The organism is Rahnella laticis, assembly GCF_015644585.1.
GTDB classification, from domain to species: Bacteria; Pseudomonadota; Gammaproteobacteria; order Enterobacterales; family Enterobacteriaceae; genus Rahnella; species Rahnella laticis.
This window is the reverse complement of record NZ_JADOBI010000004.1, coordinates 381,858-394,392: the sequence shown is the minus strand read 5'-3', so window position 1 is coordinate 394,392 and position 12,535 is coordinate 381,858. Positions and strand designations below refer to the sequence as shown.

The following is a 12,535-nucleotide window of genomic DNA, read 5'->3' as shown; positions in this document are numbered from 1 at the left end:
GGCTTACAACCTGGCCCATACAGGCAAATTTGCCTGAAAACACCGCAATTTAGCTCAACGTGATCTTCATGTTACCCGTCTGTTTAAAAGCCGGGCGCAACAGGAAGCCTTTTGTGAGAGGGCCTAGTGTCTACTACCAATATTGCGAAAGATTGACAGGAAAGTCCAACACTACAGGGGATGAATTCAGGAGAGTTTTTGCAGGGGGAATAAATGCGGATAAAAAGCGGGAAAAGTCTTGCCGGTGAAGGCATTGTCGCCCTCACCGGTAAGGGTTTTATACGAAATCAGACAGCGCTGGCACCAATAAGTGATTCAGGTTTGACCTGAACAGGCTTGGTTTTGTATTTCGCCAGGAACTGCGGCTGGAAAATACACATGCGGATGGCGCTGCGATATTCGCCGTTCACAAAGAATTCCTGCTTCAGTTCGCCTTCCAGTTCAAATCCGAGTTTGCTGTAAATGTGAATCGCCTTTTTATTTTCTTTGTCGACGATTAAATACAGCTTATAGAGGTTCAGAACGGAGAAGGCATAATCCATGGCCAGACGGACGGCATCACCGGCAAAGCCTTTGCCCTGATGCTGCGGGTCGATGATTATCTGAAATTCTGCGCGGCGGTGAATATGATTAATTTCGACCAGTTCGACTAATCCGACCGGTCCGCCCTGGAATTCAATAATAAAGCGACGCTCGCTTTGGTCATGAATATGTTTGTGATAGAGATCTGTCAGTTCGACGAACGCCTCGTAAGGCTCTTCAAACCAGTAACGCATGATGCTGGCGTTATTATCAAGACGGTGAACAAACGACAGGTCATCCTTTTCCAGTGGACGTAATCTGACGCTGTTATTGCTAAACATGGGGTGTTCCTCAAAAAATCAAAAAGCCGTTTTACCTGAGGTAACCTTCGTGAATATGAGATCTGAAACAACCGTGTTTCAGATGAAGGTCGGCGCACAAACGACGTTTAAACGTGCGCCGGGATGGGCATTATATCGGGTGAAATGTAAACAAGTGTCAAATGACAGAAAATAAAAAACCGGCACGGGGCCGGTTTATAGTGAAATCATCGCGTTTAAGCAGATTAATCCGCCGCGTAACCCTGCTCAGGCAGTGGATTGTTATCCAGTAACGCCTGACCATTTTGCAGGGACAAACGTCCTTCAACAAACCAGCTGACCACCAGCGGATAAATGCTGTGTTCCTGTGTTTGCACACGCGCCACCAGCTCTTCTTCTGTGTCTTCAGTAAACACCGGGACTTTCGCCTGCAATATGACAGGGCCGCCATCGAGCTGCTCAGTGACAAAATGCACCGACGTGCCGTGCTCGGTATCCTGATTTTCAATCGCCTGGCGGTGAGTGTGAAGACCCGGATATTTCGGTAACAGGGAAGGGTGGATGTTGATCATCCGTCCGGCAAAGCGCTGAACGAATTCTGCGGTGAGGATACGCATATACCCGGCAAGTACTACCAGATCGGGCCGGAACGTGTCGATGGCATCGGCCAGTGCGACATCAAACGCAGCGCGATCTTCGTAGGCTTTGACATCCAGCGCATGCGCCGGGATGTTCGCGGAACGGGCTCTTTCAAGCCCGTAAGCGGCGGATTTGTTACTGAAAACAGCGCAGATTTCTGCGTTGATTCTTCCCTGCTGGCAGGCATCGATCAGGGCCTGTAAATTGCTTCCCTCGCCCGATACCAGAACCACAATCCTTTTCATTTCTATACCTGTCTTCAGTGAGTTGAATTACTGGATGACAACACGTTCAGCGGAGTCAGAGGCTTTAATGTAGCCAATTTTCCACGCTTTTTCGCCATTATCGTTCAGTAAAGCAATCGCCTGTTCAGCCAGCTCAGCCGGAAGTGCAACCAGCATGCCAACGCCACAGTTGAAGGTACGGTACATTTCGTGACGGCTGACGTTACCGGCGGTTTGCAGCCAGGTAAAGACGTCCGGCCACTGCCAGCTTGATTCATCAATGATGACCTGAGTATTTTCCGGCAGAACGCGCGGAATATTTTCCCAGAAGCCGCCGCCGGTCAGGTGGACGATACCGTGCACCTCGACGTTTTCGATCAGATTCAGGATCGATTTCACGTAAATTTTGGTCGGTGCCAGCAGATGGTCGGCCAGCGATTTGCCTGCCAGATCGGTGGTTTCCGGATTGGTTTTGCTGACTTCCAGAATTTTGCGCACCAGTGAGTAGCCGTTGGAATGCGGGCCACTGGCGGCCAGGCCGATCAACACGTCGCCGTCAGCCACTTTGCTGCCGTCGATAATTTCTGATTTTTCCACCACGCCGACGCAGAAGCCCGCGACGTCGTAATCTTCGCCGTGGTACATCCCCGGCATTTCGGCGGTTTCGCCGCCCACTAACGCACAGCCAGACTGTTTACAGCCTTCTGCAATACCGGTGATCACGCTGGCGGCGGTATCAACGTCCAGTTTGCCGGTGGCGTAGTAATCGAGGAAGAACAGCGGTTCAGCGCCCTGAACGATCAAATCGTTGACGCACATCGCGACCAGGTCGATACCGATGGTATCGTGGCGTTTTAAATCCATTGCCAGACGCAGCTTGGTGCCAACGCCGTCGGTACCTGAAACCAGCACGGGTTCGCGGTATTTTTGCGGCAGCGCGCAGAGAGCACCAAAACCGCCCAATCCACCCATAACTTCCGGGCGACGGGTCTGTTTTACTACACCTTTAATGCGGTCTACCAATGCGTTACCGGCATCGATATCTACGCCTGCGTCTTTATAGCTGAGAGAGGTTTTGTCGGTCACTGCGAAGTCCCCACGGCGGTTTGGGTTGGTGGTTGAAAAATAATGCGGGGCAATTCTAACAGTGGAAGCAAACGTTTGCGAGCGCCTTATTCGGATGATGTTTTCAGGCTGTCTATACTCTAACCGGGTTCCTGATGATCCAGATCAGGCAATTGGCAGTGGCGTTCAAAAAAAATGGCGTTATAATCTCGCGATTTTTTTTTGCAGCCCAACCACCTTAGGAGAATAAACAATGAAGATCGTCGAGGTGAAACACCCGCTGGTGAAACACAAGCTGGGCCTGATGCGTGAAAACGACATCAGCACGAAACGTTTTCGCGAACTGGCTTCTGAGGTGGGTAGTCTTCTGACGTATGAAGCGACTGCCGATTTAGAAACTGAAAAAGTGACTATCGAAGGCTGGTGCGGTCCGGTTGAAATTGACCAGATCAAGGGCAAGAAAATTACCGTTGTGCCAATTCTGCGTGCCGGTCTGGGCATGATGGAAGGCGTACTGGAACACGTCCCGAGCGCACGTATAAGCGTGGTAGGTGTGTACCGTGATGAAGAAACCCTGAAGCCTGTGCCGTATTTCCAGAAGCTGGTTTCTAACATCGAAGAACGTCTGGCGCTGGTGGTTGACCCGATGCTGGCAACCGGCGGTTCCATGATCGCCACCATCGACCTGCTGAAAAAAGCGGGCTGCCAGAGCATTAAAGTTCTGGTGCTGGTAGCGGCACCGGAAGGGATCGCCGCTCTCGAAGCTGCGCATCCGGACGTCGAGCTGTACACCGCCTCGGTAGATCAGGGGCTCAACGAGAAAGGCTACATCATGCCGGGGCTCGGCGATGCGGGCGACAAGATATTTGGTACCAAATAAGCAGCAAGCAATAGCCGACTGAGAAGTCGGCTTTTTTTTGATTTTTTTTTACTCGTCATCATTCACAGAGGATCAATTTATGACCCGTCGTGTCATCGGGGTAAGCGAGCGTCCGCCTTTACTGCAGACAATCCCCCTGAGTTTCCAGCATCTGTTTGCCATGTTTGGTGCCACCGTTCTGGTTCCCATTCTGTTCAAAATTAACCCGGCAACGGTGCTGCTGTTCAATGGCATAGGGACTTTGCTGTATTTATTTGTCTGTAAAGGGAAAATACCGGCGTATCTGGGTTCAAGTTTCGCGTTCATTTCACCGGTGCTGTTGCTGTTACCGATGGGGTATGAAGTGGCGCTGGGCGGATTTATTGCCTGTGGTGTGCTGTTCTGCCTGGTGGCGCTGATAGTTAAGAAAGCCGGGATTGGCTGGATTAACGTGATGTTCCCGCCTGCGGCGATGGGCGCAATCGTTGCCGTCATCGGGCTGGAGCTGGCCGGTGTGGCTGCTAATATGGCCGGTTTGCTGCCGGCTGACGGCGTGCCGGTGGATTCCAAGACGATCATCATCTCTCTGGTGACACTGTCGGTGACTATTCTGGGCTCCGTACTGTTCCGTGGATTCCTGGCCATTATCCCGATTCTGATTGGCGTGCTGGTGGGTTATGCGCTGTCCTTCTTTATGGGTGTCGTGGATGTTTCTGCGATTGCAAACGCGCACTGGTTTGCTCTGCCAACTTTCTACACACCGCGTTTCGAATGGGTGGCGATCCTGACCATTTTGCCTGCGGCACTGGTGGTTATTGCCGAGCACGTCGGGCATTTAGTCGTGACGGCGAACATCGTGAAGAAAGATTTGCTGCGTGATCCGGGCCTGCACCGTTCGATGCTGGCAAACGGCCTCTCTACCGTATTGTCCGGTTTCTTCGGTTCTACCCCCAATACCACGTACGGCGAAAACATTGGCGTGATGGCGATCACCAAGGTTTACAGCACCTGGGTTATCGGCGGCGCGGCGATTCTGGCAATCCTGCTTTCGTGTATCGGGAAACTGGCAGCGGCGATTCAGGCCGTTCCGGTTCCGGTGATGGGCGGCGTTTCCCTGCTGTTATATGGCGTGATTGGCGCGTCCGGTATCCGCGTGCTGATTGAATCTAAAGTGGATTACAACAAAGCGCAGAACCTGATCCTGACTGCGGTGATCCTGATCATCGGCGTCAGCGGCGCGAAGATCCACATCGGTGCGGCGGAGCTCAAAGGCATGGCGCTGGCCACGATTGTCGGTATCTTCCTGAGCCTGTTGTTCAAAGTGATCGAGATTTTCCGCGGCGAAGAACAGATCATTGATATCGAAGACGAGCGGGAAAATCCGCCAGTCTGAGAGTGATCATTCCTGACCGGTTTGCCAGCGGGCAACCGGTCAGGTGCTCGGATCGCAAGCGGTTGCACCGGGCACAGTTCATTTCACCGCGGATCCTTGCTAGAATTCGGCAGTTCCTTTTATTGACGTGACAACATCTGCGGTCTTCATACCGCTTTGGTTGAGGTGCTTCTGAATACGCCGGCACAGCTTTCCCTGCCACTTTATCTGCCCGATGATGAGACTTTTGCCAGTTTTCATCCGGGGGAAAACTCTTCTCTGCTTTCTGCGATTCAGACCGCATTGCATCAGGAACACGGCACGTATATCTATTTTTGGTCCCGCGAAGGCGGTGGCCGCAGCCATCTTTTACACGCTGCCTGCGCCGAATTATCGCAACGCGGTGAAGCCGTGGGTTACGTGCCTTTAGACAAGCGCGCTTATTTCGTCCCTGAAGTGCTGGACGGCATGGAGCATCTGGCGCTGGTTTGCATTGATAATATCGAAGGGATTGCCGGAGATGATGAATGGGAAGCGGCCGTTTTCCATCTCTATAACCGCATTCTCGAAACCGGTCGTACGCGCCTGTTTATTACCGGCGACCGTCCTCCGCGCCAGCTAAATCTCAGCCTGCCGGATCTCGCTTCCCGTCTAGACTGGGGGCAAATCTACAAACTCCAGCCGCTTTCCGATGATGAAAAACTTCAGGCATTACAGCTGCGCGCCAAACTGCGCGGGTTTGAATTGCCGGAGGATGTGGGCCGTTTCCTGTTAAAACGTCTGGATCGCGAAATGCGGACATTGTTCATGACGTTAGACCAGCTCGATCGCGCCTCGATTACAGCGCAGCGGAAACTCACGATCCCGTTTGTGAAAGAAATTCTGGGGCTGTAAATCAGGGCTGACCGGAGAGGATCCGGGTTCGTGTGACGAACCCGAATTTGACGCGGGGAATTACAAAATCTCTTTCACCTGTTCCGGTGGCCGCCCTAAACGCGCTTTCCCATTGGCAATCACAATCGGACGTTCAATCAGTTTCGGGTTTTCTACCATCGCCTGCAAAAGCTGAGCTTCACTCAGGTTTTTATCGGCCAGATTCAGCGTTTTATAAATTTCCTCGCCCTTGCGGATTAATTCCCGCGCAGAGCTGAATCCCAGCTTTTTCAGCAAACCTTGCAACGTTTCGACAGACGGAGGCGTGTCCAGATACAGGATCACTTCCGGCGTAATGCCTTCATCTTCCAGCAGTTTCAACGTTTCGCGACTCTTCGAGCAGCGCGGATTGTGATAAATCGCAACTTCACCTGACATAACTTTCTCCCTGATAGATTCAGACATCAGCCTTTCTGATACTGACGGAAACGCCCCTGCAACTGGCGGAGCTGATCAATACGTGCGTCGTAACGGGCCTGTTCCAGGCTGCCTAATTTTTGCAATGCACTGGCATTACTCAGCATTTCAATTGCCTGATCCAGACGCCCGACCAGCGCCATACTTTCAGCGCGCGCGGCCAATTCCTGCGCACGTAAGCCCTGCGCGGCAGCGGCCTGAGACAATAAATCCCAGCCGTTCGGGTCGCCCGGATAATTGAACGTATAACGGTTCAGGATTTTCATGGCGTTGGCCGGTTTCGCACCTTCCAGATAGGCATTTGCCAGGTTCAGCTGCAAAACAGGGTTGGAACTGGTCGCTGCACCGGCCTGCTCCAAACGGGCGATCGCCTGCGGAGCGCGTTTACTGTCGATGTCATTATCAGTGGACAAATCGAGCAACCATTCGTTGCCCGGATAGGTCGTCAGCAGCGGCTCAAGAATGGCGCGCGCCTGATCGAATTTTTTCGCTTTATAGAACAGCAATGCGTGGCCATATTTCGCCGCCAGCTGCTCGCGTACATTGCCGTTGCTCAGCTTTTGCAGATAGTCATCGGAAAGCGGATAGCTTTCTGAACCGTACATCCCGAGGATACGCACTTTCGCCATCACGTAGTCCTGTGACGACTGGACGAACAGATGCGGCATCTGGTTGGCGCGGTTACGGATATCGGCCAGACGGCTGTCCGGCAACGGATGCGTCAGCAGCATTTCCGGCGGACGCGTCGAATAACTGGCCTGATCGGCAAGCTTTTGCAGGAATGCGGGCATGGCCTGCGGATCAAAGCCGGAACGCTGCAACACCTGGATCCCGATGCGGTCGGCTTCCTGTTCGTTGGCCTGCGTGAAGCTGATCATCCCCTGCGCGGTTCCGGCCAGCGTGCCGGTCAGCGCCGCCATACCCATTTGCGGGCTGGCCATTGCCAGAAGAATCGATCCGAGCGCGCCAACCCAGGTCAGCGGCGCGTTACGCTGCTGATCTTCCATCGCACGCGCCAGATGGCGTTGCGTTACGTGAGAAATTTCGTGCGCCATCACCGAAGCCAGCTGGCTTTCGTTATCGGTATAACGAAACAGTGAGGAGTGAAGCACCACGTTGCCGCCGAAGAAGGCAAAGGCGTTCAGCTCATCGTTGTTGACGATAAAGAAATGGAAAGGCGTGCGGACGGAATATGCGTGGGCGACCAGACGTTGCCCGAGGGCGTTAATGTATTGATTCAGCAGCGGATCGTTAATCAGCGGCGTACTGGCGCGCATCTGACGGACGTAAAAATCGCCCATCTGCAATTCCTGATTAATACTGAGCGTCCCGCCTGCGGTGGTGCCGATGTCGGGAAGCTGATCGCTCGACACGGGCGCTGACGGTGAACGGGTGTTTTGGGATGAAGAACCAACGGGCGTCGACCAGAATGAACTGTCGTCGGCTCCTGCGGGGAGGACCGTGCCAGCGAACAGGCTGCCCAGGCACAGGGCGATCACCGTTTTTTTCAACCGCATTACCATAAACATTTGCTTCCCAATAAGTTAACCGCGATGCCGATAAGCATTAAGAGCCTTTCATCCATGAACTGTTGGTCACACCATTATTTTGTGACGCTTTTCTTTGCGCCGGTCTCTATAGTAGCTATCCTCGTGAGAGTTTAAAACACTCCGCAGCTACAGTTGTGTGACAACGAAATTTGAAGATAGTTACTTGTGTCTGAGCGCGCAGGGAACGAACAGCGCAAACCCGCCAGACCCGAAATTTACAGGAGTGTTTTCACGATGTTGGACATGTTATTGCAATGGTATCGCCGCCGCTTTACTGACCCGCAGGCCATCGCGCTGCTGGCTATTCTGGTGGCGGGTTTTTGTATTCTTTATTTCCTCAACGGCATTCTGGCACCGCTTTTAGTGGCAATTGTGCTGGCGTATTTACTGGAATGGCCGACGGTGCGGCTGCAACATATCGGGCTGTCGCGCACGCTGGCGGTCAGCGTAGTGCTGATTATATTTGCCGGTATTTTACTGCTTGGCATGTTTGTGGTGGCGCCGGTGACGTGGCAGCAGGGCGTTAATTTGCTGGCCGATTTGCCGAGTATGCTTAACCGTTTCTATGATTTTGCCGCCACATTGCCTAAACGTTATCCGGCGCTGGTGGATGCGGGCATCATCGATATGATGGCCGAAAACCTGCGCAGCAAGCTGTCGGGGCTGGGCGAATCCGTAGTGAAATATTCACTGGCGTCGCTGGTCGGGTTACTGACGCTGGCGATCTACCTGATTCTGGTGCCGATGATGGTGTTCTTTTTGCTCAAGGATAAAGAGCAGATGCTGAACGCCGTGCGCCGTATCTTGCCGCGCGATCGCGGTCTGGCCGGGCAAGTCTGGGCAGAGATGAATCAGCAAATCACCAATTATATCCGCGGAAAAGTGCTGGAAATGATCATCGTGGGTGTGGCGACCTATCTGGTGTTCTGGGTTATGGACTTGCGTTATTCGCTCTTACTCGCCGTCCTGGTGGGCGTATCGGTTCTGATCCCGTACATCGGTGCGATGCTGGTGACTATTCCGGTCGTTATTGTGGCGATGTTCCAGTGGGGGCTTGGCGCGGATTTCTGGACGCTGATTGTGGCGTATCTGGTGGTTCAGGGAGTGGACGGCAACGTTATCGTGCCGCTGCTGTTCTCGGAAGCTGTAAATCTGCATCCGCTGGTGATTATTCTGTCGGTGGTGGTATTCGGCGGGTTGTGGGGATTCTGGGGCGTGTTCTTCGCGATACCGCTGGCCACACTGGTCAAGGCCGTGGTTCATGTCTGGCCGGATGAATCCCTGAACGAAACCGTTTGAGAGGGCGGCGGGTTTTGGTTTAGCAGCAATAAAAAAAAGCGCGTCTGCGCTTTTTTATTTTCCACTACCGCAAGCCAACTTTGTGAGGGTGCGAAGGTGACCTTTTGGCTCAGTTACCGTTGAGGTAAGCCATCACAATGTCGTGGTGGTTGGTGGTTTTGAAGTCGTCGAAGACTTTCTCAACCTTGCCATTTTCGTCGAGCAGGAAGCTGATGCGATGGATGCCGTCGTAGGTTTTTCCCATAAAGGATTTTTCACCCCAGACGCCAAACTGTTCGCAAACCTGATGATCTTCATCGGACAGCAATGTGAAGTTCAGCAGCTCTTTTTCTGCGAAGCGTGACAGTTTTTCTGGCTTATCGGTGCTGATCCCCAGCACTTCAACGCCTGCGCTTTTCAACTGATCCATGTTGTCGCGAAGACCACAGGCCTGCACGGTGCAGCCCGGCGTCATCGCTTTAGGGTAGAAATAGACCAGGACTTTCTGTCCCTGGAAGTCGGCCAGATTAATTTGTTCACCATCTTGATCGGGCAAACTAAATTGCGGCGCAGGGTCACCGGCTTTCAGTGGGCTCATTGTCTTTCTCCGTATCTCTTAGCTGTTACTGCAGTTTATCTTCATTCTCAGAATAACTAACGACGTTAATACTGCCTTGCGCTTTCAGTTCTGTACATAGCTGATGGAACGCTTGCTCAATAATTGCCGGGTCGGTATTGGCGGCACTGTGCGCGGTCATCTGAATAGATAACTGCGCAGGCGTGGTCGCATCGGCCGGACGTGTTTTTGACGCAAGTTCGGCGATATTCATCTGATGTGTATCGAATAAATCAGTAAAACGCTCAATCAGATGAGGGGAATCTTTGACATCCACTTTTACCCAAACCGTAGCAGGCATCGGCGGGCGTTCATGTGCGCTGGTACGCTTCATCACGATCAATAATTCCAGTTCTGCGCCTTTTTGCGGCAGGGTGGATTCAATCAGCGTGATGGCATTCCAGCTGCCGGAAAGCAGCATAATAAACGTAAATTCATCGCCGAGCATCGCCAGACGGCTGTCTTCGATATTACAGCCGCAGCTGCTGACCTGACGGGTGATGGTGTTCACGATACCCGGACGATCGGCACCTAATGCGGTAATAACCAGATAATGTTGTTGTGGCTGCGGCAAATTGTGTCTTCCTGTCGTGCTTGGGAGTATTCCCAAGGTAAACATAAAAAAAACCGCCGGACAAGCGCTTACCGCTCGTTGTTTGCTTGCTTTTGCAGTGGTGTCAAAAGTACCATGAGTGACCTGTTTGTGGAGGGGAAGGTCAATGTTTACGGGAAGTATTGTTGCACTGGTTACGCCGATGGACACCAAAGGTGCTGTCGATCGCGCGAGTCTGAAAAAACTGATTGATTATCATGTGTCCAGTGGTACTGCGGCGATCGTTTCCGTTGGCACGACCGGTGAGTCGGCAACGTTAAGCCATGAAGAGCACGGTGACGTAGTTCTTCAGACGCTGGAACTGGCCGATGGACGCATTCCTGTTATCGCCGGGACCGGGGCAAATGCCACCGCCGAAGCGATTTCTCTTACACAACGCTTTGAAAATAGTGGCGTTGTTGGCTGCCTGACGGTCACTCCCTATTACAACCGCCCGACGCAGGAAGGCCTGTATCAGCATTTTAAAGCGATTGCTGAAAACACGTCTCTGCCGCAAATTCTCTATAACGTGCCTTCACGTACCGGCTGCGATATGTTGCCGCCGACCATCGCGCGTTTAGCAAAATTGAAGAATATTGTTGCTGTTAAAGAGGCAACAGGGAACTTAAGTCGTGTTAGTCAGATCCAAGTGCTGGTTGATGATGAAGATTTCATTCTGCTGAGCGGCGATGACGCCAGTGGTCTGGACTTTATGCAACTCGGCGGCAAGGGCGTTATTTCCGTCACTGCCAACGTAGCTGCCCGTGAAATGGCTCAACTGTGTGAGCTGGCGGCCTCCGGTAACTTTGCCGAAGCACGTCGCCTGAATCAGCGCCTGATGCCGTTGCATCAGCATTTGTTTGTAGAAGCAAACCCAATCCCGGTGAAATGGGCCTGTAAGGCACTGGGTTTGATGGCAACCGATACTCTGCGTCTGCCTATGACGCCGTTAACAGATGCTGCCCGTCCGGTCGTGGAAGAAGCATTAAAAAGCGCCGGTTTGCTGTAACTCTTAGGAAGATTTGATGGCCTCTTTATTTGACAAGAATAGTTTCCATATGACCCATTTGCAGAAGTCTGCCGTAGCAAAAGTGGTCGGGGTTTCCCTGATTATGTTGCTGGCCGCTTGTTCAAGCGATCAACGTTATAAGCGCCAGGTCAGCGGCGATGAATCCTATCTGGACGCCGCTGCGTTGCATGAGCTGAAAGCGCCAGCGGGCATGATTTTACCGGTTCAGAACGGTACGTATGAAATTCAGGCCGGTTCAATGCAGGGCGCTGTCGGTAAACAACTCGACATTCGTCCGCCGTCCCAGCCTCTGGCCTTACTGAACGGTTCTCAGACCCAGTTCTCTGGCGATAGCAGCACCGTGCTGCTGGAAAACACGCCGCAAAATCGCGATTTGTGGAACAGCGTAGTGAAAGCCGTTGAGCAAAATAATTACAAAATTGCTAACCGTGATGATGCTAACCAGACTCTGACCACTGATTTCGTTAACTGGAATCGTGCGGATGAAGACTTCCAGTATCAGGGCCGTTATCAGATCAGCGTGAAACAGCAGAGCTACCAGTTAGCGCTGACCGTGAAAACGCTTGAGCTGAAACAGCAGGATAAAGCGGTCACAACAACCGCTGAAATCCAGCGTTATAACAGCCAGATGATGAACGCCATCACGGCGAATCTGGATAAAGTGCAGCAGGATACTCAGGCACGCCTCGACAACCGTCGTGTGGGTGAGATTGATGTCCAGAGCGGCGCGGATGATACCGGTTTACCGGTGCTGATCGTTCGTTCAACGTACGGCGTAGTGTGGGATCGCCTGCCAAATGCCCTGGCGAAAGCCGGCATGAAAGTCACCGACAGCAGCCGTCCGCAGGGCACATTGTCCGTGACCTACAAACCACTGAACGACGACGCGTGGCAGACACTGGGTGCGAAAGATCCGGGCCTCACTTCCGGTGATTACAAAATTCAGGTCGGCGACCTCGATAACCGTAGTAGCTTGCAGTTCCTTGATCCGAAAGGACATGCTCTCAGCCAGTCGCAAAACGACGCGATGGTGGCGGTCATGCAGGCCGCGTTTAGCCAGAGCAGCGCAAAATAATACCAAGGGGCTCCGGCCCCTTTTTACATCTGTTTTTTCCACT

General features: G+C 52.6%; 13 protein-coding genes. 6 read left to right on the top strand and 7 right to left on the bottom strand.

The genetic code is table 11. From position 1 onward, the window contains the following. Positions 1-287: 287 nt before the first annotated feature. The 3 genes from speG to purM form a co-directional block, all read right to left on the bottom strand. Positions 288-863 carry a spermidine N1-acetyltransferase gene (speG, locus tag IV433_RS11350; RefSeq protein WP_120506362.1) on the bottom strand — a complete coding sequence of 192 codons (576 nt, stop codon included), beginning with the start codon at positions 861-863 and terminating at the stop codon, positions 288-290. A gap of 224 nt (positions 864-1,087) precedes the next feature. Continuing rightward, entirely contained in the window at positions 1,088-1,726 is a 639-nt protein-coding gene (purN, locus tag IV433_RS11345) for a phosphoribosylglycinamide formyltransferase (RefSeq protein WP_195814260.1), read from the bottom strand. 27 nt (positions 1,727-1,753) lie between these two features. Further along, positions 1,754-2,791, bottom strand: a complete 1,038-nt coding sequence (gene purM, locus IV433_RS11340; RefSeq protein WP_104922996.1) for a phosphoribosylformylglycinamidine cyclo-ligase — start codon at positions 2,789-2,791, stop codon at positions 1,754-1,756. A 232-nt stretch (positions 2,792-3,023) separates the two neighbouring features. Here purM and upp point away from each other — a divergent pair, with 232 nt between their 5' ends. From upp to hda, 3 genes are all read left to right on the top strand, one after another. Next, positions 3,024-3,650, top strand: coding sequence for a uracil phosphoribosyltransferase (upp, locus tag IV433_RS11335; RefSeq protein WP_104922995.1), 627 nt, complete (start codon positions 3,024-3,026; stop codon positions 3,648-3,650). A gap of 79 nt (positions 3,651-3,729) precedes the next feature. Further along, entirely contained in the window at positions 3,730-5,022 is a 1,293-nt protein-coding gene (uraA, locus tag IV433_RS11330) for a uracil permease (protein ID WP_195814259.1), read from the top strand. 165 nt (positions 5,023-5,187) lie between these two features. After that, entirely contained in the window at positions 5,188-5,895 is a 708-nt protein-coding gene (gene hda / locus IV433_RS11325) for a DnaA inactivator Hda (RefSeq protein WP_152328029.1), read from the top strand. Positions 5,896-5,955: 60 nt separating this feature from the next. Here hda and arsC read toward each other — a convergent pair whose 3' ends face one another. Next, on the bottom strand, positions 5,956-6,312 hold the full coding sequence (arsC, locus tag IV433_RS11320) for an arsenate reductase (glutaredoxin) (protein ID WP_195814258.1): 357 nt from the start codon (positions 6,310-6,312) through the stop codon (positions 5,956-5,958). A gap of 26 nt (positions 6,313-6,338) precedes the next feature. Next, positions 6,339-7,874 (bottom strand): beta-barrel assembly-enhancing protease, encoded by a 1,536-nt coding sequence (bepA, locus tag IV433_RS11315; protein ID WP_195814342.1) that lies wholly within the window; start codon positions 7,872-7,874, stop codon positions 6,339-6,341. 261 nt (positions 7,875-8,135) lie between these two features. Here bepA and IV433_RS11310 point away from each other — a divergent pair, with 261 nt between their 5' ends. Then, a complete protein-coding gene (locus IV433_RS11310) occupies positions 8,136-9,200 on the top strand; it encodes an AI-2E family transporter (RefSeq protein WP_195814257.1) in 1,065 nt (354 codons plus the stop codon). A 109-nt stretch (positions 9,201-9,309) separates the two neighbouring features. Here the strand turns inward: IV433_RS11310 and bcp are convergent, their stop codons facing one another. Together bcp and IV433_RS11300 are read right to left on the bottom strand one after the other, a co-directional pair. Further along, a complete protein-coding gene (gene bcp, locus IV433_RS11305; RefSeq protein WP_195814256.1) occupies positions 9,310-9,777 on the bottom strand; it encodes a thioredoxin-dependent thiol peroxidase in 468 nt (155 codons plus the stop codon). Positions 9,778-9,802: 25 nt separating this feature from the next. Then, positions 9,803-10,369: a glycine cleavage system transcriptional repressor gene (locus IV433_RS11300; protein ID WP_152327942.1), complete on the bottom strand. Its 567-nt coding sequence runs from the start codon at positions 10,367-10,369 to the stop codon at positions 9,803-9,805. Between the two features lie 145 nt (positions 10,370-10,514). Between IV433_RS11300 and dapA the strand changes: the two genes are divergently transcribed. Both dapA and bamC read left to right on the top strand, forming a co-directional pair. Then, positions 10,515-11,396: a 4-hydroxy-tetrahydrodipicolinate synthase gene (gene dapA / locus IV433_RS11295; RefSeq protein WP_152327943.1), complete on the top strand. Its 882-nt coding sequence runs from the start codon at positions 10,515-10,517 to the stop codon at positions 11,394-11,396. A 16-nt stretch (positions 11,397-11,412) separates the two neighbouring features. Beyond that, positions 11,413-12,492: an outer membrane protein assembly factor BamC gene (gene bamC, locus IV433_RS11290; protein ID WP_195814255.1), complete on the top strand. Its 1,080-nt coding sequence runs from the start codon at positions 11,413-11,415 to the stop codon at positions 12,490-12,492. The last annotated feature ends 43 nt before the right edge of the window (positions 12,493-12,535 follow it).

Coding starts and splice junctions, on each gene's coding strand:
- speG (WP_120506362.1), bottom strand. CDS start 863: ATGTTTAGCAATAACAGCGTCAGATTACGTCCACTGGAAAAGGATGAC.
- purN (WP_195814260.1), bottom strand. CDS start 1,726: ATGAAAAGGATTGTGGTTCTGGTATCGGGCGAGGGAAGCAATTTACAG.
- upp (WP_104922995.1), top strand. CDS start 3,024: ATGAAGATCGTCGAGGTGAAACACCCGCTGGTGAAACACAAGCTGGGC.
- uraA (WP_195814259.1), top strand. CDS start 3,730: ATGACCCGTCGTGTCATCGGGGTAAGCGAGCGTCCGCCTTTACTGCAG.
- arsC (WP_195814258.1), bottom strand. CDS start 6,312: ATGTCAGGTGAAGTTGCGATTTATCACAATCCGCGCTGCTCGAAGAGT.
- bepA (WP_195814342.1), bottom strand. CDS start 7,874: ATGGTAATGCGGTTGAAAAAAACGGTGATCGCCCTGTGCCTGGGCAGC.
- IV433_RS11310 (WP_195814257.1), top strand. CDS start 8,136: ATGTTGGACATGTTATTGCAATGGTATCGCCGCCGCTTTACTGACCCG.
- bcp (WP_195814256.1), bottom strand. CDS start 9,777: ATGAGCCCACTGAAAGCCGGTGACCCTGCGCCGCAATTTAGTTTGCCC.
- dapA (WP_152327943.1), top strand. CDS start 10,515: ATGTTTACGGGAAGTATTGTTGCACTGGTTACGCCGATGGACACCAAA.
- bamC (WP_195814255.1), top strand. CDS start 11,413: ATGGCCTCTTTATTTGACAAGAATAGTTTCCATATGACCCATTTGCAG.